The organism is Pseudomonas sp. CBZ-4 (assembly GCF_000346755.1).
In the GTDB taxonomy this organism is placed as follows: domain Bacteria; phylum Pseudomonadota; class Gammaproteobacteria; order Pseudomonadales; family Pseudomonadaceae; genus Aquipseudomonas.
This window is the reverse complement of the sequence record NZ_ANNV01000040.1, coordinates 36,192-58,067: the sequence shown is the minus strand read 5'-3', so window position 1 is coordinate 58,067 and position 21,876 is coordinate 36,192. Positions and strand designations below refer to the sequence as shown.

Annotated in this window: 23 protein-coding genes, 1 tRNA gene and 1 pseudogene; 18 read left to right on the top strand and 7 right to left on the bottom strand. The window is 62.0% G+C overall.

Features of this window, described 5'->3' with window-relative positions; genetic code table 11:
- Positions 1 to 14 precede the first annotated feature (14 nt).
- Positions 15 to 914, bottom strand: a complete 900-nt coding sequence (locus tag B348_RS0105655) for a TIGR01777 family oxidoreductase (RefSeq protein WP_017735174.1) — start codon at positions 912 to 914, stop codon at positions 15 to 17.
- A gap of 212 nt (positions 915 to 1,126) precedes the next feature.
- Between B348_RS0105655 and B348_RS0105650 the strand changes: the two genes are divergently transcribed.
- The 12 genes and pseudogenes from B348_RS0105650 (at position 1,127) to B348_RS0105595 (ending at position 11,105) form a co-directional block, all read left to right on the top strand.
- Positions 1,127 to 2,113, top strand: coding sequence for an NAD(P)/FAD-dependent oxidoreductase (locus tag B348_RS0105650; RefSeq protein ID WP_026136590.1), 987 nt, complete (start codon positions 1,127 to 1,129; stop codon positions 2,111 to 2,113).
- Positions 2,110 to 2,325, top strand: a complete 216-nt coding sequence (locus tag B348_RS0105645; RefSeq protein ID WP_017735172.1) for a TIGR02450 family Trp-rich protein — start codon at positions 2,110 to 2,112, stop codon at positions 2,323 to 2,325. Before B348_RS0105650 ends, B348_RS0105645 begins: the two co-directional genes overlap by 4 nt.
- 111 nt (positions 2,326 to 2,436) lie before the next feature.
- Complete coding sequence (locus B348_RS0105640; protein WP_017735171.1) at positions 2,437 to 3,393, top strand: DUF523 and DUF1722 domain-containing protein; 957 nt, start codon at positions 2,437 to 2,439, stop codon at positions 3,391 to 3,393.
- A 3-nt stretch (positions 3,394 to 3,396) separates the two neighbouring features.
- Complete coding sequence (locus tag B348_RS0105635; protein ID WP_017735170.1) at positions 3,397 to 4,314, top strand: MerR family transcriptional regulator; 918 nt, start codon at positions 3,397 to 3,399, stop codon at positions 4,312 to 4,314.
- Positions 4,315 to 5,759 (top strand): annotated as a pseudogene (gene phrB / locus B348_RS01000000129770) (deoxyribodipyrimidine photo-lyase). It begins immediately after the preceding gene.
- Complete coding sequence (locus tag B348_RS0105625) at positions 5,752 to 6,174, top strand: nuclear transport factor 2 family protein (RefSeq protein WP_017735166.1); 423 nt, start codon at positions 5,752 to 5,754, stop codon at positions 6,172 to 6,174. The pseudogene phrB and the gene B348_RS0105625 overlap by 8 nt, the downstream one beginning before the upstream one ends.
- Complete coding sequence (locus B348_RS0105620; RefSeq protein WP_017735165.1) at positions 6,171 to 6,953, top strand: SDR family oxidoreductase; 783 nt, start codon at positions 6,171 to 6,173, stop codon at positions 6,951 to 6,953. Before B348_RS0105625 ends, B348_RS0105620 begins: the two co-directional genes overlap by 4 nt.
- Entirely contained in the window at positions 6,950 to 8,197 is a 1,248-nt protein-coding gene (locus B348_RS0105615) for an NAD(P)/FAD-dependent oxidoreductase (protein WP_017735164.1), read from the top strand. The genes B348_RS0105620 and B348_RS0105615 overlap by 4 nt, the downstream gene beginning before the upstream one ends.
- The gene (locus tag B348_RS0105610) at positions 8,194 to 9,003 is read left to right on the top strand and encodes a DUF1365 domain-containing protein (RefSeq protein ID WP_017735163.1); all 810 of its coding nucleotides are present in this window, start codon (positions 8,194 to 8,196) and stop codon (positions 9,001 to 9,003) included. Before B348_RS0105615 ends, B348_RS0105610 begins: the two co-directional genes overlap by 4 nt.
- Positions 8,990 to 10,261 (top strand): cyclopropane-fatty-acyl-phospholipid synthase family protein, encoded by a 1,272-nt coding sequence (locus B348_RS0105605; RefSeq protein ID WP_017735162.1) that lies wholly within the window; start codon positions 8,990 to 8,992, stop codon positions 10,259 to 10,261. The genes B348_RS0105610 and B348_RS0105605 overlap by 14 nt, the downstream gene beginning before the upstream one ends.
- On the top strand, positions 10,254 to 10,745 hold the full coding sequence (locus tag B348_RS0105600) for a DUF2878 domain-containing protein (protein ID WP_017735161.1): 492 nt from the start codon (positions 10,254 to 10,256) through the stop codon (positions 10,743 to 10,745). The genes B348_RS0105605 and B348_RS0105600 overlap by 8 nt, the downstream gene beginning before the upstream one ends.
- 54 nt (positions 10,746 to 10,799) lie before the next feature.
- Positions 10,800 to 11,105 carry a YkgJ family cysteine cluster protein gene (locus B348_RS0105595; protein WP_017735160.1) on the top strand — a complete coding sequence of 102 codons (306 nt, stop codon included), beginning with the start codon at positions 10,800 to 10,802 and terminating at the stop codon, positions 11,103 to 11,105.
- 172 nt (positions 11,106 to 11,277) lie between these two features.
- Here the strand turns inward: B348_RS0105595 and B348_RS0105590 are convergent, their stop codons facing one another.
- The 6 genes from B348_RS0105590 to hemA all read right to left on the bottom strand — a co-directional run bounded on the left by B348_RS0105590 (position 11,278) and on the right by hemA (position 16,643).
- A complete protein-coding gene (locus B348_RS0105590; RefSeq protein WP_017735159.1) occupies positions 11,278 to 11,796 on the bottom strand; it encodes an acyloxyacyl hydrolase in 519 nt (172 codons plus the stop codon).
- Positions 11,797 to 11,907: 111 nt separating this feature from the next.
- A complete protein-coding gene (gene murI, locus B348_RS0105585; protein WP_026136589.1) occupies positions 11,908 to 12,702 on the bottom strand; it encodes a glutamate racemase in 795 nt (264 codons plus the stop codon).
- Positions 12,695 to 13,450 (bottom strand): molybdopterin-synthase adenylyltransferase MoeB, encoded by a 756-nt coding sequence (locus B348_RS0105580; RefSeq protein ID WP_017735157.1) that lies wholly within the window; start codon positions 13,448 to 13,450, stop codon positions 12,695 to 12,697. The genes murI and B348_RS0105580 overlap by 8 nt, the downstream gene beginning before the upstream one ends.
- Positions 13,444 to 14,274 carry a peptide chain release factor N(5)-glutamine methyltransferase gene (prmC, locus tag B348_RS0105575; protein ID WP_017735156.1) on the bottom strand — a complete coding sequence of 277 codons (831 nt, stop codon included), beginning with the start codon at positions 14,272 to 14,274 and terminating at the stop codon, positions 13,444 to 13,446. Before prmC ends, B348_RS0105580 begins: the two co-directional genes overlap by 7 nt.
- Positions 14,275 to 15,357, bottom strand: coding sequence for a peptide chain release factor 1 (prfA, locus tag B348_RS0105570; RefSeq protein WP_017735155.1), 1,083 nt, complete (start codon positions 15,355 to 15,357; stop codon positions 14,275 to 14,277).
- A complete protein-coding gene (hemA, locus tag B348_RS0105565; protein WP_026136588.1) occupies positions 15,354 to 16,643 on the bottom strand; it encodes a glutamyl-tRNA reductase in 1,290 nt (429 codons plus the stop codon). The genes prfA and hemA overlap by 4 nt, the downstream gene beginning before the upstream one ends.
- 182 nt (positions 16,644 to 16,825) lie before the next feature.
- Here hemA and B348_RS0105560 point away from each other — a divergent pair, with 182 nt between their 5' ends.
- From B348_RS0105560 to B348_RS0105535, 6 genes are all read left to right on the top strand, one after another.
- A complete protein-coding gene (locus tag B348_RS0105560; RefSeq protein ID WP_026136587.1) occupies positions 16,826 to 18,550 on the top strand; it encodes a tetratricopeptide repeat protein in 1,725 nt (574 codons plus the stop codon).
- 4 nt (positions 18,551 to 18,554) lie between these two features.
- A complete protein-coding gene (lolB, locus tag B348_RS0105555) occupies positions 18,555 to 19,172 on the top strand; it encodes a lipoprotein insertase outer membrane protein LolB (RefSeq protein ID WP_017735152.1) in 618 nt (205 codons plus the stop codon).
- 49 nt (positions 19,173 to 19,221) lie between these two features.
- Positions 19,222 to 20,025: a 4-(cytidine 5'-diphospho)-2-C-methyl-D-erythritol kinase gene (ispE, locus tag B348_RS0105550; protein ID WP_371105854.1), complete on the top strand. Its 804-nt coding sequence runs from the start codon at positions 19,222 to 19,224 to the stop codon at positions 20,023 to 20,025.
- Positions 20,026 to 20,062: 37 nt separating this feature from the next.
- Positions 20,063 to 20,137, top strand: a tRNA-Gln gene (locus tag B348_RS0105545).
- 46 nt (positions 20,138 to 20,183) lie between these two features.
- Positions 20,184 to 21,125, top strand: coding sequence for a ribose-phosphate pyrophosphokinase (locus B348_RS0105540; protein WP_003208392.1), 942 nt, complete (start codon positions 20,184 to 20,186; stop codon positions 21,123 to 21,125).
- 138 nt (positions 21,126 to 21,263) lie between these two features.
- Positions 21,264 to 21,857: a 50S ribosomal protein L25/general stress protein Ctc gene (locus B348_RS0105535; RefSeq protein WP_017735149.1), complete on the top strand. Its 594-nt coding sequence runs from the start codon at positions 21,264 to 21,266 to the stop codon at positions 21,855 to 21,857.
- Positions 21,858 to 21,876 lie beyond the last annotated feature (19 nt).

Sequence of the window (21,876 nt, the reverse complement as noted above, 5' to 3'; positions counted from 1 at the left end):
GCAACATCCTATGGCTAAAGGCGGCTGGACACGTCGTCCAGGGCCGCGCGCAACTCAGTGAACTGAAAAGTGTAACCGGCCGCCAGCAGCCGTTCGGGGACGGCCTTCTGCCCGCCCAACAGCAACCCGGACAACTCGCCCAACCCGACCTTCAACGCAAACGCCGGCATGGGCATGAACGCCGGGCGGTGCAGCACCTGGCCCAACGTCTTGGCAAACTCGCGGTTGCGCACCGGGTGTGGCGCGCACGCATTATAAGGACCACTGGCCTGTGGGTTGTGCAGAAGAAAATCAATCAGGCCGATTTGATCCTTGATATGCACCCACGGCATCCACTGCCGACCCTTGCCGATCGGCCCGCCCAGCGCCAGTTTGAACGGCAGCAACAGGCGCGACAAAAAGCCGCCCTCGGCCGCCAGCACCAGGCCCGTGCGCACCAGTACCACTCGCATGCCCAGGGCTTCGGCGCGTTGGGCGGTTTCTTCCCAGGCGACACACAACTGGCTGGGAAAATCGTCCTGCACCGGGCCGCTGGCTTCGGTCAATTCGCGCTCACCACCGTCGCCGTACCAGCCCACGGCGGAACCGGAGATCAGCACCGCCGGTTTTTGCGCCAGGCTTTCCAGCCACGCCAGCAGGGTTTCGGTCAGGCCGATGCGACTGCTCCACAACAACGCCTTGCGCTTGTGGGTCCACGGGCGGTCGGCAATGGGCGCGCCGGCGAGGTTAATGACCGCGTCCACCGGGCCGATAACCTGTTGTAGGCGGCCGACTCCCGACACCTGAGCGCCGCAGACCTTGGCGACCTGTTCCGGGTGGCGGCTCCACACGGTCAGGCGATGCCCCTGGGAGAGCCAGTGTTGGCAGAGTTGGCGGCCGATCAAGCCGGTACCGCCGGTCAGCAAAATATGCATGGGACGCTCCTCATGTAACGTTCGCTGCCGATCACTGGTCTATTTTATAGGCAGGGATCATTTGTAATCGGGCGTAACGTTGGCTTAAGCCTCAGCTTTAACCATAGGTCACACCGCATAGAACAGGTACGCCAAAACTTATACCAAAAAATAATATTGTACAGCTATTGGTGTCGGCGTAGTCTGTACCCAACGGTAAAACGAGGCCTCCCATGACTGTTCCCATCGCGATCATCGGCACCGGCATCGCCGGTCTCTCCGCCGCCCGAGCGTTACGAGACGCGGGGCACGTTGTACAACTCTTCGATAAAAGCCGCGGCAGTGGTGGCCGCATGTCCAGCAAGCGCAGCGATGCCGGCGCCCTGGACATGGGCGCGCAATACTTCACCGCCCGCGACCGGCGCTTCGTCAACGAAGTGCAGCGCTGGCAAAGCAACGGCTGGGCCGCGCAGTGGAAACCCCAGCTGTACAACTTCAAATCCGGTCAACTCACCCCCTCCCCCGATGAACAGATCCGCTGGGTCGGCACACCGCGCATGAGTGCGATCACCCGCGCGCTGCTCGACGACTTGCCGGTGACGTTCGGTTGCCGCATCACCGAAGTCTTCCAGGGGCCCCAACACTGGAACCTGCTCGATGCCGACGGCGGCAACCACGGCCCGTTCAGCCACGTGGTCATCGCCACGCCGGCGCCGCAGGCCACCGCCCTGCTGGCAGCCGCGCCCAAGCTGGCCAGCGCCGCCGCCGGGGTGAAGATGGACCCGACCTGGGCCATCGCCCTGGCGTTCGACACGCCTTTGGACACACCGATGGAAGGCTGCTTCGTGCAAGACAGCCCCCTCGACTGGCTGGCCCGCAACCGCAGCAAGCCGGGGCGCGACGCCAGCCTCGACACCTGGGTGCTGCACGCCACCAGCGCCTGGAGCAAGGCCCACCTGGACCTGCCCAAGGAAGCCGTGATCGAGCACCTGCACGGCGCCTTCGCCGAACTGTTGCACAGCGCCATGCCCGCGCCGTCCTTTAGCCTGGCGCACCGCTGGCTCTACGCGCGCCCGTCCGCCAGCCATGAATTCGGCGTGCTCGCCGACGCCGACCTGGGCCTGTACGTGTGCGGTGACTGGTGCCTGTCGGGGCGCGTGGAAGGGGCCTGGCTCAGCGGCCAGGAAGTGGCGCGACGCCTGATCGAGCACCTGCAATGAACCGCATCAACCCCGCCAAATTGCTGCTGTCCAAATGGACAGCAGCCCAGCCACACAACAAAGAAAAACACTTCCTCGTGACCGAGCTGTTTCGCGACGACGAAGGCACCGTGCTGGAAATCGAACTGCAAGCCGTGATGACACGCGGCGCCGAACGCCTGGCGTGGCAAACCCTGCAAAATGCCGACGACTGGAAAATTGGCTGGCAGTAGCCCAACGGCAAAACTTGTACAAATAATTTGACTTGTACAGCATCGAACCTATGATGAGATTTAGTTGTACAAGATAACTATCTTGTACAGGAATCTTCTCGGGGTTCGCCTATGTCCAGCACCAAACCGAAGATCGCCATCAGCGCCTGCCTGCTCGGCGAGAACGTGCGCTTCAACGGCGGGCACAAACAATCCCTGCTGTGCAGCCAAACCCTCGCTGACTATTTCGACTTTGTGCCGCTGTGCCCCGAAGTCGCCATCGGCCTGGGCATTCCCCGCGAGCCGATCCGCCTGGTGGGCGACCCTGCCCACCCGCAAGCCGTCGGCACCGTACACACCGAACTGAACGTGACCCAGCCCCTGCATGACTACGGCCTGCAGATGGCCGGGCAACACACCGACCTGTGCGGCTACATCTTCATGCAGAAGTCGCCGTCCTGCGGCCTGGAACGGGTCAAGGTGTACCGCGCCAATGGCACGCCGGTGGACGGTGGCGGGCGCGGCATCTACGCCCAAGCCTTTTGCGCGCAGCACCCCAACCTGCCGGTGGAAGAAGACGGTCGGCTGAATGACCCGGTGCTGCGGGAAAACTTCCTGACCCGCGTGTTTGTCTACGCCAGCTGGCAGCAACTGCTCGCCGACGGCCTGAGCCGTCACCGCCTGCTGGCCTTTCACTCGCGCTACAAATACTTGCTGATGGCCCACAGCCCGGCGCACTACAAGCGCCTCGGCCACTTGCTGGGCAGCATGGGCAAGGACGTCAACCTGGAGGAACTGGCCGCCTGCTATTTCAGCGACCTGATGACCGGCCTGACCCAGTGCGCCACCCGTGGCACCCACACCAACGTGCTGCAGCACATCAGCGGTCACCTCAAACAGGCCATCAGCGCCGACGACAAGCAGGAAATGCAAACCGTCATCGGCCAATACCGCCACGGCATCGTGCCGCTGGTGGTGCCCTTGACCTTGCTCAAGCATCACTTTCGCCAACACCCGGACCGCTACATCGCGCAGCAGGCCTACCTGCAACCGCACCCGGAAAACCTCAGCCTGCGTAATGCGATCTAACCCATGAAAGCTGCCCCCCCAGAAGACCTCGCCCAAGCCTTTGAAGACGGCTGGCTGCCGATCCGCGAAGTGGCGCGCCAGACCGGCGTCAACGCCGTGACCCTGCGCGCCTGGGAACGCCGCTACGGCCTGATCGTGCCCCAGCGCACGCCCAAGGGCCACCGGCTATTCAGCGCTGACCATGTGCAACGTATCCACACCATCCTCACCTGGCTCAATCGCGGTGTGCCCGTCAGCCAGGTCAAAGCGCTGCTCGATTCCGCGCAAACCAGCCCCGACGCCGTCGAAAACGAGTGGCACGCGCTGCGCCAGAACTTGTTGAACGCCATCAGCGAATTGGCCGAACGCCGCGTCGATGATGCCTTCAACCAGGCCATGGCGTTGTACCCGCCGCGCACGCTGTGCGAGCAATTGCTGTTGCCGCTGCTCAACGACCTGGAGCAGCGCTGGCAAGGCCAGTTCGGCGCGCAGATGGAGCGCGTGTTTTTCCTGTCGTGGCTGCGCAGCAAATTCGGCGCGCGTATCTATCACAACAACCGCCAGCTCCAGGGCGCGCCGCTGCTGCTGGTCAACCAGTCCGACCTGCCCCTGGAGCCGCACCTGTGGCTCAGCGCCTGGCTGGCGAGCAGCGCCGACTGCCCGGTGGAAGTCTTCGACTGGCCGCTGCCGGCCGGCGAGCTGGCGCTGGCGGTGGAACACCTGCAACCGCGCGCCGTGCTGCTGTATTCAAGCAAGGCCCTGCATCTGCCGGCACTCGGCAAGCTGCTGGCCGGCGTACCGTGCCCGACGCTGATTGCCGGACCAACGGTATGCATCCACCAGGCCGAGTTGGCCGTATTAACCGGTGAGATCCCCCAATTGTGCGTGGCCGAAGATCCGTTGTCGGCCCACCAGCTACTGATCCAGCGTGGAATCGTCTAAATGCATTTGATCTGGCTGCGCACCGACCTGCGCCTACATGACAACACCGCCCTGGCCGCCGCGAGCCAGCGGGGCCCGATCGCGGCCGTTTACCTGATCACGCCCGAACAGTGGCTGGCCCATGACGATGCGCCGTGCAAAGTGGACTTCTGGCTGCGCAACCTGCGCGAACTGAGCACCAGCCTTGGCGCGCTGAATATTCCCCTGCTGATCCGCCACGCCGCCACCTGGGACCAGGCGCCGGCCGTATTGAGCGAGCTGTGCCGCGAGCTGTCAGTGCAGTCCGTACACATCAACGAGGAATACGGCATTCACGAAAGCCGCCGCGATGCCGCCGTGGCCAACGCGCTGGAAGCCGACGGCGTAACGTTCCACAGCTACCTCGACCAACTGTTTTTCCAACCCGGCAGCGTGCTGACCAAGACCGGCACCTACTTCCAGGTGTTCAGCCAGTTCCGCAAGGTCTGCTACCCCGCCTGCACAGCGCCTTGCCGCGCCTGGTGCCAACGGCCAAGGCCCAGGCGAAACTCAACATTGAAAGCGATCCGGTTCCGCAGACTGTCGACGGTTTCGAAACGCCCAGCGACACCCTGCGCGCCCTCTGGCCCGCTGGCGAAGACGAAGCACGCCGGCGCCTCGACGCCTTCGCCGACCAGCAGATCAGCTACTACAAGGACGAGCGCGACTTCCCGGCCAAGCCCGGCACCAGCCAGCTCTCGGCGTACCTCGCGGCGGGCGTGGTGTCGCCGCGCCAATGCCTGCACGCCGCGTTGCAAACCAACCGGGGCGAGTTCGAAAGTGGCGACATCGGCGCCATCACCTGGATCAACGAGTTGCTCTGGCGCGAGTTCTACAAACACATCCTCGTGGGTTACCCACGGGTATCCCGGCACCGCGCGTTCCGCCCCGAGACCGAAGCCGTGGCCTGGCGCGATGCGCCCAAGGACCTCGCCGCCTGGCAGCAAGCGCGCACCGGCCTGCCGATCATCGACGCGGCCATGCGCCAACTGCTGGAAACCGGCTGGATGCACAACCGCCTGCGCATGGTGGTGGCGATGTTCCTGACCAAGAACCTGCTGATCGACTGGCGTGAAGGCGAGCGTTTTTTCATGCGCCACCTGATCGACGGCGACCTGGCTGCCAACAACGGCGGCTGGCAGTGGAGTTCGTCCACCGGCACCGACTCGGCACCGTATTTCCGGATTTTCAGCCCGCTGAGCCAGTCGGAAAAATTCGACGGCGAAGGCGTGTTCATCAAGCGCTGGCTGCCGGAACTGGCCGCACTGAACAAAAAGGAAGTGCACAACCCCGAAGCGGTGGGCGGCCTGTTCGGCGTGGCGGATTACCCGCGCGCCATCGTCGACCTGAAAAAATCCCGCGAACGCGCCCTGGCCGCCTTCCGCAGCCTGCCCTCACGCGAAGCCGCCGGAGGCATCCATGAGTGACTTCCTGCGCCGGTTCGCCCAAGCGTTCGCGACCTTGGACAAACACAACCTGCACCTGCTGGATAACCTCTACAGCAAGGACATCGCCTTCACCGACCCGCTGCATCAAGTCCACGGCCTGCCGGCGATGCACCGCTACTTTGCCGAGCTGTACAGCAATGTCAGCCAGCTGCGCTTCGACTTTCACGGCTTCGACCAGGTCGCCGAAGGCGAAGGCTACCTGCGCTGGAAGATGAGCTTCTGCCACCCGCGCCTGGCCAATGGCACGCTGATCCGGGTCGAGGGCTGTTCGCATCTGATGTGGCGCGACAAGGTCTACCATCATCGCGACTACTTCGACGCCGGCGCCCTGCTCTACGAACACCTGCCGGTACTCGGCCGCGTCATCCGTTGGCTGAAAAGGAGAGTGGCATGAACCTTACCCCGCCCCGCCGTTATTGGCTGACCGGCGCCAGCAGTGGCATCGGCGCCGCGCTGGCCGTGGAGTTGCTCAACAGCGGCGCCCACGTGGCGCTCAGCTCACGCAGCAAAGGCCCGCTGGAAGCCCTCGCCCAACGCTATCCGGGGCAAGTGCTGGTGGTGGCCGGCGACCTGACCAACAGCCAGACCGTGCGCGAGATCGGCGAGCATATCGGCGTGGTCTGGGGCGCGCTGGACACGGTGATCCTCAACGCCGGCACCTGTGAATATGTGGATGCCCGGCAGTTCGATTCGTCGATCATCGAACACGTGGTACGCACCAACCTGCTGGCCAGCAGTTACTGCATCGAGGCCGCGCTGCCCCTGTTGCGCGCCGGGCAAACGCCGCACCTGGTCGGCGTGGCCAGCGCGGTGACGTACCTGCCCATGCCCCGCGCCGAAGCCTATGGTGCATCCAAGGCCGGCTTGCGCTACCTGTTCGAAGCGCTGCGCATCAGCCTGTCGCCGGAAAACATCGACGTCACGGTGATCAGCCCCGGTTTTGTCGAAACACCGCTGACCGAACGCAACGATTTCCCCATGCCCCTGAGCTGGACGGCCGACAAAGCCGCGCGGCATATCTTCGCCAAGCTGGACAAGCGCCCGCTGGAAATCGCCTTCCCCGCGCTGTTTATCGCCACCCTGTGGCCGCTGTCGAAACTGCCCAGCCGTGTGCAGTTGATCATCGGCAAACGCATGTTGCGCAGCCCGCCACCGCAGAAGGACTACCTGTGAAAATCGCCATCATCGGTAGCGGCATCGCCGGGCTGACCAGCGCCTACTTGCTCAGCCGCAGCCAAGACATCACGCTGTTTGAAGCCGACGACCGCATCGGCGGGCATACCCACACGGTCAACGTCAGCGTCGAAGGCAAGAGCTATGCGGTGGACACCGGTTTTATCGTGTTCAACGACTGGACCTATCCCAACTTCATCCGCCTGTTGGGGCACGTCGGCGTGGGCTTCAAGCCGACCGAGATGAGTTTTTCGGTGCACGACGAAAAACAGCGCTTCGAGTACAACGGCAACAACCTCAACAGCCTGTTTGCGCAGCGGCGCAACATCCTGTCGCCGGGGTTCTGGGGCATGTTGCGCGATATCCTGCGCTTCAACCGCCAGGCGCCGCTGGACCTGCAGGAACAGCGCATCGGCGCCGACATGACCCTGGGCGACTACCTCACGGCCGGCGGGTATGGCGAGCGGTTTATCCGCCACTACATCGTGCCGATGGGCGCGGCGATCTGGTCGATGTCCCTGGCGGACATGCTCGGTTTTCCCTTGCAGTTCTTTGTGCGTTTCTTCAAGAACCACGGCTTGCTGTCGGTGAGCAACCGCCCGCAATGGTGTGTGATCGAGGGTGGCTCCAGCAGTTACATCGAACCGCTGACCCGGGGTTTTCGCGAACAGATTCGTCTCAATTGCCCTGTGGATAAAGTCGCACGCAGCGAGGCTGGCGTGGTTATCCACAGCACGGCCGGTGTCGAGCATTTCGACCGCGTGGTGTTCGCCTGTCACAGCGACCAGGCCCTGGCATTGCTGGCCGACCCGAGCCAGGCCGAGCAAGAGATCCTCGGCGCCCTGCCCTACGCCAGCAACGACGTGGTGCTGCACACCGACACGCGCCTGCTGCCGGATCGCAAGCTGGCCTGGGCCAGCTGGAATTATCGCCTGAGTGGCAATGCACGGAGCCAGGCCGCCGTGACCTACGACATGAACATCCTGCAAGGCATCGACAGCGCCACCACCTTTTGCGTCAGCCTCAACCAGACGGCGGTGATCAACCCGCTGAAGATCCTCGCCCGCTACACCTACGCCCACCCGCAATACAGCCTGGCGGCGGTGGCGGCGCAAGCGCGCTGGCAGGAAGTGTCCGGCGTGCGCAATACCTTTTATTGCGGCGCCTACTGGGCCAACGGTTTCCACGAAGACGGCGTGGTCAGCGCCCTGCGCGTAGCCGACGCCTTTGGGGAACGCCTGTGAACAGCGCCCTGTACAGCGGCTGGATCGCCCATCGCCGGTTTACGCCCAAGGCTCACGCCTTTCGCTACCGCATCGGCCTGCTGTACCTGGATCTGAGCGAAGAACAGCACGTGCTGGGGCTCTCGCCCCTGGCCGGGCGCAGCCGTTTTGCGCCCTTTGGTTTCCGCCAGCAGGATTACCTGCGTGCATTCACGCGCAGCGGCATGAGCTTGAGCGATGCCGTGCGCCAGGAAGTCGGCAAGGCCCTGGGGCGTACACCCCAGGGCGTTATCTGCCTGCTGACCCAGGCCCGCAGTTGGGGCCTGGCTTTTAACCCGGTGAGTTTCTTCTACTGCTTCGAGGCCGACGGACAACTGGCCGCGATCCTGTGTGAAGTGACCAACACCCCATGGCGCGAGCGCTATCACTACGTGCTGCCGGCCCTGGCCCTCGGCGCGGACGAGCACCAGCACTTCGCCGTGGCCAAGGCCTTCCATGTGTCGCCGTTCCTGCCCCGCGACCTGGAATACCGCATGAGCTTCAGCCCGCCCGCCGCCAGGCTCGGCGTGCACATGGCCGACTGGCAGGGGGCGCAAAAAGTCTTCGATGCCACCCTGAGCCTGGAAAAAGCCGCCCTCGACCGCGCCAGCCTGCACCGTTACCTGTGGCGCTTCCCGTGGATGACCGCCAAGACCTGCCTGGCGATTTACTGGCAGGCCCTGCGCCTGTTGCTCAAACGCACACCGATTTTCCCCCACCGAGCCGCCGATGGCGCCTCCCGTACTGCAGTCGGGTATACCAAGGATCGCCGCCATGAAAACCCCTAGCTTATCGGTCAAAACCCATCGCCTGAACGTCAACGGCATGACCAGTGCCCTGCTGCGCAAGGCCGTGCTGCGCCAACTCAGCCAACTGCGCCACGGCCAGTTGGTGGTGATCGAAGACGGCGAACGCCAGGTCTTCGGCGCACGGGAAGCGCACCTGCTGGGGGAAATCCACATCCTCGATCCGGCGGTGTGGGGCCTGGTGGCGGCCAGCGGTTCCATCGGCGCCGGCGAAGCGTTCATCCACGGTTACTGGAGCAGCCCGGACCTCACCGCCGTGGTGCGCGTGATGGTCAGCAACCTCGACGTGCTCGACGCGATGGAAGGCGGCCTCGCGCGCCTGGCCCGCCCGTTTACCCAGGGTCTGCACTGGCTCAATCGCAACACACGCAAGGGCTCGCAGAAAAACATCGCGGCCCATTACGACCTCGGCAACGATCTGTTCGAAGAATTCCTCGACCCGACCATGATGTATTCGGCGGCGCAATTCCTCACCGCCGACGACACCCTGGAACAGGCGCAACTGAACAAACTGGAGCGCATCTGCCAGAAACTCGCGCTCAAGCCCGGCGACCATCTGCTGGAAATCGGCACCGGCTGGGGCAGCATGGCGCTGTATGCGGCGCAGCATTATGGCTGCAAGGTCACCACCACGACCTTGTCCAAGGAGCAGTTTGCCTACACCGAACAACGCATCGCCGCCTTGGGCCTGGGTGATCAGGTGACGCTGCTGTTGCAGGACTACCGCGACCTCACCGGCCAGTACGACAAGCTGGTGTCCATCGAGATGATCGAAGCCGTGGGCCACCGCTTCCTGCCAACCTACTTCAAGCAGTGCGCGCAGTTACTCAAAAGCGATGGCCTGATGCTGCTGCAAGCCATCACCATCCGCGACCAGCGCTATGAGCAGGCGAAGACCAACGTGGATTTTATCCAGCGCTACATCTTCCCCGGCGGCGCCTTGCCCTGCGTGCAAAAAATGCTCGAGATCGTCAGCCGCGACACCGACATGAACTTGCTGCACATGGAAGACTTCGGCCTGCACTATGCAAGAACCCTGCGCCTGTGGCATGAGAATTTTCGCCGCGCCCATGGCCGCCTCGCCGAGCTGGGCTACGATGAGTACTTCCTGCGCTTGTGGGAATTCTACCTGTGCTACTGCGAAGGGGGCTTTATGGAGCGTACGATCGGTACCGCACAATTGCTGCTGGCCAAACCCGCCGCGCTCAATCCGCCGCTGCTCGGGCGTTTCGATGCTTAAACCGCTGGCCAATGCCGTGCTGTTCCAGTGCGGCTGGTTTGCCTGCGTGCTGGGCGGCAACAGCCGCTGGTTGCTGGTGGCGGTGGCGGCACTTGCCGTGCATCTGCTGTGGATCAGTTCATGGTCCCGCGAGGGCCAGGTGATACTGGCCGTGACCTTGCTGGGCACGGTGATCGACACTTCGCTACGCACCTTTGGCGTGTTTCATTTCAGCATGCCCGGGCCGTTGATTCCGCTCTGGCTGATCGTGCTCTGGGCGCTGCTGGCGACCACCTTGCGCCATTGCCTGGCCTGGAGCGCACGGCCCTGGTGGCGGGCCAGCCTGTTGGGCGCGGTCGGCGGGCCATTGTCGTATTACGCGGGCAGCCAACTGGCCGGGGTGAGTTTCGGCTACGGCACCACGCCGACGGTGATCGGCCTGGGGTTGCTCTGGGCGCTGTTGTTTCCCGTGCTGCACTGGGTCGCCCGACAACTGGAGCACTGACGCCCGTCAGAGCATTCATACGCGCAACACCGGCTTGCCTTACACTGCGCGCCTATGACCAACATTCCCCACACCCAAATCGCCGAACCCGCCGTCACCTGCTCGACGTGCGCGGCCTGCTGTTGCCAGCTGGAAGTGCTGCTGATCACCGACACCGGCGTACCGGAGCGTTACATCGACACCGACGATTGGGGCGGCGAAGTGATGCTGCGCCTCGACGACGGCTGGTGTGCGGCGCTGGATCGGGACACGATGATGTGCACGATCTATGAGCGGCGGCCGTTGATTTGCCGGGAGTTCGAGATGGGCGCGCCGGAGTGTCTGGAGGAAAGGCAGGGGATTGCGACGGCCTATCGCTGATCCTTCGATCAACACTGATCAAAATGTGGGAGCTGGCTTGCCTGCGATGGCGGTGGGTCAGCCGAATCTGTGTTGACTGACAGGCCGCCATCGCGGGCAAGCCCGCTCCCACAGGGGATTGGGTTGCCACTTTGGATCAGCTCCCACATTTGATTTGCAGTGTTTTCTAGATTTATAGCTCCAGGGTGTAATGCAACGAATAGCTCTCGACCCCATCGTTATTGCTGCTCAGCCCCGCATTGGAATAGTGCGTGGCGCGAATGCCGACTTCATGCCCGCCATTGAAGCGCAAGCCAAAGCCCAAGCGGTCTTCGAACTGAAAGGCCTGGCCGATATTGTTGTCTTCGACCTGCGTGCGCGAGAACGCCGCTACGCCAATCCCCGCCTCGATGTACGGCTTGACCTTCTCCCCGGCAAATTCATACACAAACACCGGCGAGAACGACAGGCTGCTGACGCTCGCACGCTTGTCCCCGTCCCAGTAGGTGTAGGCGCCGCTCCAGTAACCGGTCAAGCGACCGGTATCGCTCTGCCACCAACTTTTATCCCACTGCGACGTCAGCCCCAACCGGTAGGTCATGGTCGAATCACTGGTACTCCCCACCCCCAATTCCAGGCCAGCGGCCTGGGCTGAAACGGAGTGTCCTACAACGACGGCCGCAATCGCAGCCAAACAGAACAAGCGCTTCATAAGAAACATCCTTTCCCGACGAAGTTATTTGGTGTGTACAGGCTATCTGGCTATAGAAGCTGGCGAACAGACGGAAGTTCCAGCTTTTAAGGCAGGCATTTCACGAATTTTTCACGCGCCAAAGCTTCGCACAACGCCCGGATATTTCCATAGTGTTGGTAGGATATTTCTTAGGTGATACACATCGCCGCTGGTCCAGAACGCTGCAGGCTCGGGATTGCCGCTGGCCAGCAGGTCGCGCTCGCCCAGCAAACGCTTGAGCTGGCGGGCCACCGCGGCGCCGGTGTCGATGAGGATGATGCTGGGGGGCAGCATCTGTGCCAGGAGTGGCTTGAGGAAGGGGTAGTGGGTGCAGCCAAGAATGATGGTGTCGCAACCAGCGCTGAGCAACGGGTCGATATAACCCTGCAACAACTGGCGCAGCACGGGGCTGTTGAGGTCGCCGGTCTCGATCAGCTCCACCAGGCCAGGGCAAGGTTGGGTGATCACGCGCACATCGGTGGCGAAGCGGTCGAGCAAGGCGGCGAACTTGGCGCTTTGCAAGGTGCCGGTGGTGGCGAGCACGCCGACCACACCGCTGCGGGTCGCAGCGGCGGCGGGCTTGACGGCGGGCTCCATGCCCACCAGCGGCCAGTCGGGAGCGTCCAGGCGAAGATCCGCCACCGCCGCGACGGTGGCGGTGTTACAGGCAATCACAAACGCCTTGGCGCCCTTCTCGCGGAAAAACCCGGCGACTTTTCGCGAGCGCTCAAGAATATAAGCCGGGGTTTTCTCGCCGTAGGGGATATGCCCGCAGTCGGCCACATACAGCAGCGATTCGTGGGGCAGCAGTTGCTGGATTTCGTCCAGCACCGTCAAGCCGCCGATGCCGGAATCGAACACACCGATCGGCGCGTCCTTAACCATGTTGCGGCCCACACACGCTGCAACCGGGGTCGCGCTTGACGCGCAGCTCACGGAAACGGCTGGTCAACGCATCGATCAACAGCAGGCGCCCCACCAGCGGCTCGCCGAAACCGGCCAGCAGTTTCAGGGCTTCCAGCGCTTGCAGGCTGCCGACCAGGCCCACCAGCGGGCCGACCACGCCGGCTTCGCTGCAGGTCAGTTCGCTGTCGCTGCCGTGCCCGTATAAACAGTGGTAACACGGGCTTTCGGCGCGACGTGGGTCGAACACCGACAACTGCCCTTCCAGGCGAATCGCCGCGCCGCTGATCAACGGCTTGGTCGCGGCGACGCACGCGGCGTTGACCGCTTCGCGGGTGGAAAAGTTGTCGCTGCAATCGAGCACCACATCCACCGCCGCCACCGCGGCGGCCAGTGAATCGGCATCCAGCGCGCTGCGATGAGCCACCAACTTGATTTCAGGGTTGATCGCGCTCAGGCGGCGCAGGGCCGAATCGACCTTGGTCTGCCCGACGCTGTCGGTGTCGTGGATGATCTGGCGTTGCAGGTTGGTCAGGTCGACGGTGTCGAAGTCCGCCACGTGCAACTCGCCGACGCCGGCGGCGGCCAGGTACAACGCCACCGGCGCGCCCAGGCCGCCGAGGCCGATGATCAAGGCGCGGCCCTGTTTGAGGCGCAACTGGCCGTCGATGTCGACCTGTTGCAACAGGATCTGTCGGCTATAGCGCAACAGCTCCTGATCGGTCAGCACGGCCGGCGCCCCAGGGTGATGCGCTCGTGGCCGCCGAGGTCGATGCGGCTGTGCACCTCGTCAAAGCCTTCGCTCAGCAACAGGTCACGCACGGCGGCGGCCTGGTCGTAACCGTGTTCGAGCAGCAACCAGCCACCGGCATTCAGGTGCTTGGGTGCTTCCTTGATGATGTGGCGCAAGTCGTCCAGGCCGTCGCGGCCCGCGACCAGCGCGCTGGCCGGTTCGAAGCGCACGTCACCGGCGACCAGGTGCGGGTCATTGTCGGCGATGTAGGGCGGGTTGCTGATGATCAGGTCGTAGGTGTGGCCTTGCAGGGCGCTGAACCAATGACTATTGAGCACCGTGACGTTATTCAGGTGCAGGCGCTGGCGATTGCGTTCGGCCAGGGCCACGGCTTCCAGCACACGGTCGACGGCGGTGACCTTCCACGCCGGGCGTTCGCTGGCCAGGGCCAGGGCGATGGCGCCGCTGCCGGTGCCGAGGTCGAGGACCTGGGTCGGCGTGGCTGGCAATAATTCCAGGGCCGCTTCCACCAGCAGCTCGGTGTCCGGGCGTGGGATCAGGGTGTGGGGCGCGACCTCCAGGTCGAGCTTCCAGAAGCCTTGCTGGCCGAGGATGTAGGCGACCGGCTCACCGCCACGGCGACGCTGCAGGTAGCTGGCGAAGGTCAGCGCGTCTTCGCTGCTGACGATTTTTTCTGGCCAGGTGTGCAGGTAGCTGCGGGGTTTGCCCAGGGCCGCCGCCAGCAAAAGCTCGGCGTCGAGGCGCGCGGTGGGCGAGTCGGGCAGGTCGGCGGCGCGCAGCAGGCTGGCGATAATGGTCATTTATTCACCTATCGCCGCTAACTGATCGGCCTGGTATTCGGCGAGCAACGGCTCGATCACGGCATCGACGCCACCGGCGAGGATCTCGTCGAGGGAATACAGCGTGAGGTTGACCCGGTGGTCGGTGACCCGACCCTGGGCAAAGTTGTAGGTGCGGATGCGCTCGGAACGATCGCCCGAGCCCACCAGCAACTTGCGCTCGCTGGCAATCGCGTTGGCGGCGGCGCTGGTCTGCTGGTCGTTGAGCTTGGCCGACAGCCAGGACATCGCCCGCGCGCGGTTCTTGTGTTGGGAACGTTCTTCCTGGCACTCCACCACGATGCCCGACGGCAAGTGGGTGATGCGGATCGCGGAATCGGTCTTGTTGACGTGCTGGCCACCGGCGCCCGACGAGCGGTAGGTGTCGACGCGCAGGTCAGCCGGGTTGATCTCGATGGCTTCCTGCTCGTCCGGCTCGGGCAACACGGCCACGGTGCACGCCGAGGTGTGGATACGGCCCTGGGATTCGGTGGCCGGCACGCGCTGTACGCGGTGCGCGCCGGATTCGAACTTGAGCTTGCCGTAGACGTTATCGCCTTCGACCCGCGCGATGACTTCTTTATAGCCGCCGTGCTCGCCTTCGTTCTCCGAAAGGATCTCGACGCGCCAGCCGCGACGCTCGGCATAACGCGAATACATGCGGAACAGGTCGCCGGAGAAGATCGCCGCCTCGTCGCCACCGGTGCCGGCGCGGATTTCGAGGAACACGTTGCGCCCGTCATTCGGGTCCTTGGGCAGCAGCATGCGTTGCAGGTCGCCTTCCAGCGCGACCAGTTTTTCCTTGGCCTCGCGGACTTCTTCCACAGCCATTTCGCGCATGTCCGGGTCGCTGTCCTTGAGCAGTGCCTGGGCACCTTCGAGGTCGGCCTGGGTTTTCAGCCACTGGCCGTAGGTGGTCACAATCGGCTCGACTTCCGCGTATTCCTTGGAATAGGTGCGGAACTTGGTCTGATCGGCGATGACTTCGCCATCGCCGAGCAAGGCGGTCAGTTCTTCGAAACGGTCCTGGAGCACGTCCAGTTTATTGAGCAGTGACGCTTTCATTGCGGTTTTTTATCCGAAGAGCTATCTGACGCGCCCTCACCGAGGGCAAAGAGTTCTTGGGCCATGGCCAGCGCATCGAGGCGGCCTTCGGCAGTCAACTTTTTAAGCTGCACGCTGGGGACGTGGAGCAGCTTGTTGGTCAGGCCACGGGCCAGTTGCATCAGCACCTCTTCGGCGCTGCTGCCGTTGGCCAGCAGGCGCTGGGCCTTGCTCAGTTCCTCGTCGCGCAGGCGTTCGCCCTGCTGACGATACGCCTTGAGCACGTCCACCGCTGCCAGTTCACGCAGGCGCACCATGAAATCGTCGGCGCCGGTGCTGACCATCTCTTCAGCCGCCTGGGCAGCGCCCTGGCGACTCTTGAGGTTTTCGGCGACCACTTCGTGCAGGTCGTCGACGCTATAGAGGTAAACGTCGTCCAACTCGCCGACTTCGGGTTCGATATCCCGAGGAACGGCGATGTCTACCATAAAGATCGGCTTGTGCTTACGCAGCTTCAGCGCGCTCTCGACCGCGCCTTTGCCGAGGATCGGCAACTGGCTGGCGGTGGAACTGATGACGATATCGCTGCGCACCAGTTCGGCCGGGATGTCCGACAGCAGCACCGCGTGGGCGCCGAACTGCTCGGCGAGGATGCTTGCGCGCTCCAGCGTGCGGTTGGCGACGACAATGCGCTTCACGCCCAGGTCGTGCAGGTGACGGGCCACCAGGGTGATGGTTTCACCGGCGCCGATCAGCAGGGCCTGGCTGCGTTGCAGGTCACTGAAAATCTGTTTGGCCAGGCTGACGGCGGCAAACGCCACGGACACCGGGTTTTCGCCGATGGCGGTGTCGGTGCGCACCTGCTTGGCCGAATTGAACGTGGCCTGGAACAGGCGGCCCAGCAGCGGCCCCACGGTGCCGGCCTCACGCGCCACGGCGTAGGCGGACTTCATCTGGCCAAGGATCTGCGGCTCGCCCAACACCAGCGAATCGAGACCGGCGGCCACACGCATCATGTGACGAACTGCCGCATCTTCTTCGTGCACATAAGCGCACGCGCGCAGCTCTTCGAGGCTTAAATGGTGGTAATCGGCCAGCCAGCGCAGCACCACATCCGCTGAAAGATGTTCCTGCTCTATATAAAGCTCGCTGCGATTGCAGGTTGAAAGGATTGCAGCTTCGCGGCTGTCGGTGAGCCGGCAGAGCTGTTGCAAGGCCTCAACCAACTGCTCTGGCGTGAACGCCACGCGCTCGCGCACGTCTACGGAAGCAGTCTTGTGGTTAATACCGAGTGCGAGGAAGGCCATTCAATATCGCTGATGATGTCGGGAAGCCGACAATTGTCCTACTTCGAATGATTCAGAACAACCACCGTAGGCTATTGTCCTAATGCCTTGTGTCTATAAAGGCACCAACTGAGACTCGGTTATGTTTGGCCGAAGGCTTGTGTCATGATGATCCGACCGCAGGTTAGTCGTCCTCTTCCTATATGAATAGATCTTCCGCGTTGCTCCTTGCTTTTGTCTTCCTCAGCGGCTGCCAGGCCTTGGCCCCCGTGTCGCCGGACGGTACGCCGCCGGTGGAAGACAGCACCCCCGCCCCTGAAAAGCCCAAGGTTTATTCCTCGTTCAGTGAAGAAACGGTGTTCAGCCTGCTGAGCGCGGAGCTGGCTGGCCAGCGCAATCGTTTCGATATTGCGCTGGATAACTACGTGACCCAGGCCATCAACACGCAGGATCCGGGGATTTCCGAGCGAGCGTTTCGCATCGCCGAGTACCTGGGCGCCGATCAGGCTGCGCTGGATACCTCGCTGATCTGGGCGAAAAACGCCCCGGATGACCTTGAAGCGCAACGCGCGGCCGCCGTGCAACTGGCACGCGCCGGGCGCTACGACGACTCCATGGTTTATATGGAGAAGGTCTTGCAGGGCAAGGGCGACACCCATTTCGACTTTCTCGCGCTGTCGGCCGCCGACACCGACCAGGACACGCGCAATGGCCTGATGAAGAGTTTCGACCGCCTGCTGCAAAAACATCCAAAGAACAGCCAGCTGATTTTCGGCAAGGCCTTGCTGTTGCAGCAGGATGACGAGACGGAAGCGGCGCTGAAGCTGCTGGAGCAGAACCCACCGGAAGAGGGTGAGATCGCACCGATCCTGCTGCGCGCGCGCCTGCTGCAAAATCTCAATCGCGGCAAGGAAGCGATTCCGCTGCTGGAAAAAAGCATCAAGAAGTACCCGGACGACAAGCGCCTGCGCCTGACTTACGCGCGCATGCTGGTGGAGCAGGACCGCATGGCCGACGCCAAAGTGCAGTTCGCCAACCTGGTCCAGCAATACCCGGACGATGACGAACTGCGGTATTCCCTGGCGCTGGTGTGCCTGGAAGCCAAGGCCTGGGATGAGGCCAAGGGGTATCTGCAAGAGCTGATCGAACGCGAAAGCCATGTGGACTCGGCACATCTGAACCTGGGCCGCATTGCTGAAGAGAAAAACGACCCGCAGGCCGCCCTGCTCGAATACGCCCAGGTCGGCCCCGGCAACGACTACCTGCCGGCGCAACTGCGCCAGGCCGATATCCTGATGAGCAATGGCCGCACTGACGAGGCGGAAAAACGCCTGGCGGCTGCGCGCGATGCGGAGCCGGACTACGCGATCCAGCTTTACCTGATCCAGGCCGAAACCTTGTCGGCCAACAATCAGGGCGAGCGCGCCTGGAAATTGCTGCAACAAGCATTGCTGCAATACCCCGACGATCTGAACCTGCTTTATACGCGCGCCATGCAGGCGGAAAAACGCAATGACCTGGCACAGATGGAAAAAGACCTGCGCCTGATCATCAAGCGCGATCCGGACAACGCCATGGCCTTGAATGCCCTGGGCTACACCTTGTCCGACCGCACGACGCGCTACGACGAAGCCAAGGCGCTGATCGAGCAAGCCCACGCGCTCAACCCGGAAGACCCGGCCGTACTCGACAGCCTGGGCTGGGTGAATTACCGCCTGGGCAACCTCGATGAAGCCGAACGCTTGCTGCGCCAGGCCCTGGAGCGATTCCCCGACCAGGAAGTCGCGGCGCACCTGGGTGAAGTGTTGTGGGCCAATGGCAAGCAGCGCGAAGCCCGTCAAATCTGGGAGAAGTTCCTCAAGGAACAACCCGAAAGCCCTATCCTGCGCGGCACCATCAAGCGCCTGACCGGATCCGAGACCCTTTAAGCTTATGTTCTTGCGCCATGTTGTAGTGTTCAGTCTCATCGCCCTGCTCGCCGGTTGTGCGGGCATCGGCAGCCGTGAATCCGTTGAGGGCCAGGGCAACCCGGCGCAATGGCAACAGCACAAGGATCAGCTCAGCAGCATTGACGGCTGGCAGATCGAAGGAAAAGTCGGCGTTCGTGCGCCGAAAGATTCCGGCAGCGGCACCTTGTTCTGGCTGCAACGCCAGGACTACTACGATATTCGCCTGTCTGGCCCGCTGGGCCGTGGCGCCGCGCGCCTGACTGGTCGACCGGGACAAGTCAGCCTGGAAGTGGCCAACCAGGGCCGCTATGAAGCGAGCTCGCCGGAAACCCTGCTGGAAGAGCAAATTGGCTGGAAGCTGCCGGTATCGCACCTTGTCTGGTGGGTACGCGGCCTTCCCGCACCGGACAGCAAAAGTCGCCTGAGCCTGAACGGCGACAGCCGCCTGGCCACTCTGGAGCAGGATGGTTGGCAGGTCGAATATTTGAGCTATGTGCAACAGAGCGGCTATTGGCTGCCGGAGCGCATCAAGCTGCATGGCACCGACCTGGATGTCACGCTGGTGATCAAGGACTGGCAACCGCGCAAGTTGGGGCAATGACGTGACCGTACAAACGCTGACCCTGCCCTCCCCCGCCAAACTCAATTTGATGCTGCATATTCTTGGGCGCCGTGAAGACGGCTATCACGAGTTGCAGACGCTGTTTCAATTTCTCGACTACGGCGATGAGATGACCTTCGCCGTACGCAACGATGGCGTGATCCAGCTGCATACGGCATTCGAAGGTGTGCCCCACGACAGCAATCTGATCGTGAAGGCCGCCAAAAAACTTCAGGAACAATCCGGCTGCACACTCGGCATCGACATATGGATCGATAAAATCCTGCCCATGGGCGGCGGTATCGGCGGCGGCAGTTCGAATGCGGCCACCACATTGCTCGGTCTGAATCACTTGTGGCAGCTGGGTTGGGACCACGATCGCCTCGCGGCGCTGGGCCTTACGCTGGGCGCTGATGTCCCGGTTTTCGTGCGTGGACACGCCGCATTTGCTGAGGGTGTGGGGGAAAAACTCACCCCTGTAGACCCCGAAGAACCGTGGTATGTCGTACTTGTGCCGCAAGTATCTGTAAGTACAGCAGAAATTTTTTCAGATCCGTTGTTGACACGTAACTCTTCTCCCATTAAAGTGCGCCCCGTTCCCAAGGGAAACAGTCGAAATGACTGCTTACCGGTTGTAGCAAGGCGTTATCCAGAGGTACGTAACGCTTTGAATTTGTTAGGTAAATTTACCGAAGCAAAATTAACCGGAACTGGAAGTTGTGTGTTTGGGGGCTTCCCAAACAAAGCTGAAGCTGATAAAGTCTCGGCCCTTCTTACAGAGACCCTTACAGGGTTTGTAGCAAAGGGAAGCAACGTTTCGATGTTGCATCGCAAGCTGCAAAGTCTGCTCTAAAAGGAACCGAGTGTTAGGCACTCGTTGCAACAGATACAGGGGCGTCGCCAAGCGGTAAGGCAGCAGGTTTTGATCCTGCCATGCGTTGGTTCGAATCCAGCCGCCCCTGCCATTTTCTAATACTCATCCAGGTTACCCTCAGCCTCTAGGTACTGCGCGTGTCCAAGATGATGGTCTTTACGGGGAACGCCAACCCCGATCTGGCTCGACGTGTCGTACGTCAGCTGCATATCCCTCTCGGTGACATCTCTGTCGGTAAATTCTCCGACGGCGAAATTACAGCCGAGATCAATGAAAACGTCCGCGGTAAAGACGTCTTCATTATTCAGCCGACCTGCGCTCCGACCAACGATAACCTGATGGAACTCGTCGTGATGGCTGATGCCTTCCGCCGCTCCTCAGCGACTCGAATCACAGCTGTAATCCCTTACTTTGGTTATGCCCGTCAGGATCGCCGTCCGCGTTCCGCACGTGTGGCTATCAGCGCGAAAGTCGTCGCTGACATGCTGACCGTGGTAGGTATCGACCGTGTTCTCACGGTTGACCTGCACGCTGACCAAATCCAGGGGTTCTTCGATATTCCGGTAGATAACATCTACGGTTCGCCAGTATTGGTGGATGACATCGAAGACCAGCGCTTTGAAAACCTGATGATCGTGTCCCCGGACATTGGTGGCGTCGTGCGTGCACGGGCTGTTGCCAAATCCTTGGGCGTGGACCTCGGGATCATCGACAAACGCCGTGAAAAAGCCAATCACTCTGAAGTGATGCATATCATCGGTGATGTCGAAGGGCGTACCTGTATTCTGGTTGATGACATGGTCGACACCGCCGGCACCCTGTGCCACGCGGCGAAAGCCTTGAAAGAGCACGGTGCCGCAAAAGTCTTCGCCTACTGCACACACCCTGTGCTGTCGGGCCGAGCGATCGAGAACATCGAGAACTCCATGCTGGACGAACTGGTGGTGACTAACACCATCCCGTTGTCCGCAGCAGCTCAAGCCTGTTCGCGTATCCGTCAACTGGATATCGCACCGGTAGTTGCCGAGGCGGTTCGCCGCATCAGCAATGAAGAATCGATCAGCGCGATGTTCCGTTAAGGGTCAAACCTTCGGATCATTTCACTGACGAAAAGCGCCCCGCCCCAGCATTCTGCTGGGGCGGGGCTTTTTTGCCCATATCGCCTTTAGCGCTGGTCGCAAACGCTGGGGCGAATGTGGTTATTTTGGAGATACAACATGAACGATTTTACTCTGAATGCTGAAGCGCGTTCCGACCTGGGGAAAGGTGCGAGCCGCCGCCTGCGTCGTCTCGCAAGCCTGGTTCCAGCTGTAGTTTACGGTGGCGAAAAAGCCCCTGAATCCATCAGCATGCTGGCCAAAGAAATCGCCAAACTGCTCGAAAACGAAGCTGCCTACAGCCACGTTATCGAACTGAACGTTGGCGGCACCAAGCAAAACGTAATCATCAAAGCTCTGCAACGTCACCCGGCCAAAGGCCACGTGCTGCACGCTGACTTTGTACGCGTTGTTGCTGGTCAGAAACTGACCGCGATCGTTCCAGTTCACTTCGTTGGTGAAGCGGCTCCGATCAAGAAAGGCGGCGAAATCTCGCACGTTGTTGCTGAGATCGAAGTTTCCTGCCTGCCAAAAGACCTGCCTGAGTTCATCGAAGTCGACCTGTCGGCCGCTGAAATCGGCGCCATCATCCACCTGTCCGACCTCAAAGCCCCTAAAGGCGTTGAGTTTGTCGCACTGGCTCACGGTGATGACAAAGCTGTTGCAAACGTACACGCTCCACGCGTTGCACCAGAAGCAGACGCTGCAGAGTAATTCACTCTGTAACGTCGGA

Excerpts from the sequence above, each read along its gene's own strand:
- B348_RS0105635 (WP_017735170.1), top strand. The coding sequence starts at position 3,397 with ATGAAAGCTGCCCCCCCAGAAGACCTCGCCCAAGCCTTTGAAGACGGC.
- B348_RS0105645 (WP_017735172.1), top strand. The coding sequence starts at position 2,110 with ATGAACCGCATCAACCCCGCCAAATTGCTGCTGTCCAAATGGACAGCA.
- murI (WP_026136589.1), bottom strand. The coding sequence starts at position 12,702 with ATGGTTAAGGACGCGCCGATCGGTGTGTTCGATTCCGGCATCGGCGGC.
- B348_RS0105595 (WP_017735160.1), top strand. The coding sequence starts at position 10,800 with ATGACCAACATTCCCCACACCCAAATCGCCGAACCCGCCGTCACCTGC.
- B348_RS0105600 (WP_017735161.1), top strand. The coding sequence starts at position 10,254 with ATGCTTAAACCGCTGGCCAATGCCGTGCTGTTCCAGTGCGGCTGGTTT.
- B348_RS0105560 (WP_026136587.1), top strand. The coding sequence starts at position 16,826 with ATGAATAGATCTTCCGCGTTGCTCCTTGCTTTTGTCTTCCTCAGCGGC.
- lolB (WP_017735152.1), top strand. The coding sequence starts at position 18,555 with ATGTTCTTGCGCCATGTTGTAGTGTTCAGTCTCATCGCCCTGCTCGCC.
- B348_RS0105535 (WP_017735149.1), top strand. The coding sequence starts at position 21,264 with ATGAACGATTTTACTCTGAATGCTGAAGCGCGTTCCGACCTGGGGAAA.
- B348_RS0105640 (WP_017735171.1), top strand. The coding sequence starts at position 2,437 with ATGTCCAGCACCAAACCGAAGATCGCCATCAGCGCCTGCCTGCTCGGC.
- hemA (WP_026136588.1), bottom strand. The coding sequence starts at position 16,643 with ATGGCCTTCCTCGCACTCGGTATTAACCACAAGACTGCTTCCGTAGAC.
- B348_RS0105625 (WP_017735166.1), top strand. The coding sequence starts at position 5,752 with ATGAGTGACTTCCTGCGCCGGTTCGCCCAAGCGTTCGCGACCTTGGAC.
- ispE (WP_371105854.1), top strand. The coding sequence starts at position 19,222 with ATGCTGCATATTCTTGGGCGCCGTGAAGACGGCTATCACGAGTTGCAG.
- B348_RS0105650 (WP_026136590.1), top strand. The coding sequence starts at position 1,127 with ATGACTGTTCCCATCGCGATCATCGGCACCGGCATCGCCGGTCTCTCC.
- B348_RS0105590 (WP_017735159.1), bottom strand. The coding sequence starts at position 11,796 with ATGAAGCGCTTGTTCTGTTTGGCTGCGATTGCGGCCGTCGTTGTAGGA.
- B348_RS0105620 (WP_017735165.1), top strand. The coding sequence starts at position 6,171 with ATGAACCTTACCCCGCCCCGCCGTTATTGGCTGACCGGCGCCAGCAGT.
- B348_RS0105655 (WP_017735174.1), bottom strand. The coding sequence starts at position 914 with ATGCATATTTTGCTGACCGGCGGTACCGGCTTGATCGGCCGCCAACTC.
- prfA (WP_017735155.1), bottom strand. The coding sequence starts at position 15,357 with ATGAAAGCGTCACTGCTCAATAAACTGGACGTGCTCCAGGACCGTTTC.
- prmC (WP_017735156.1), bottom strand. The coding sequence starts at position 14,274 with ATGACCATTATCGCCAGCCTGCTGCGCGCCGCCGACCTGCCCGACTCG.
- B348_RS0105605 (WP_017735162.1), top strand. The coding sequence starts at position 8,990 with ATGAAAACCCCTAGCTTATCGGTCAAAACCCATCGCCTGAACGTCAAC.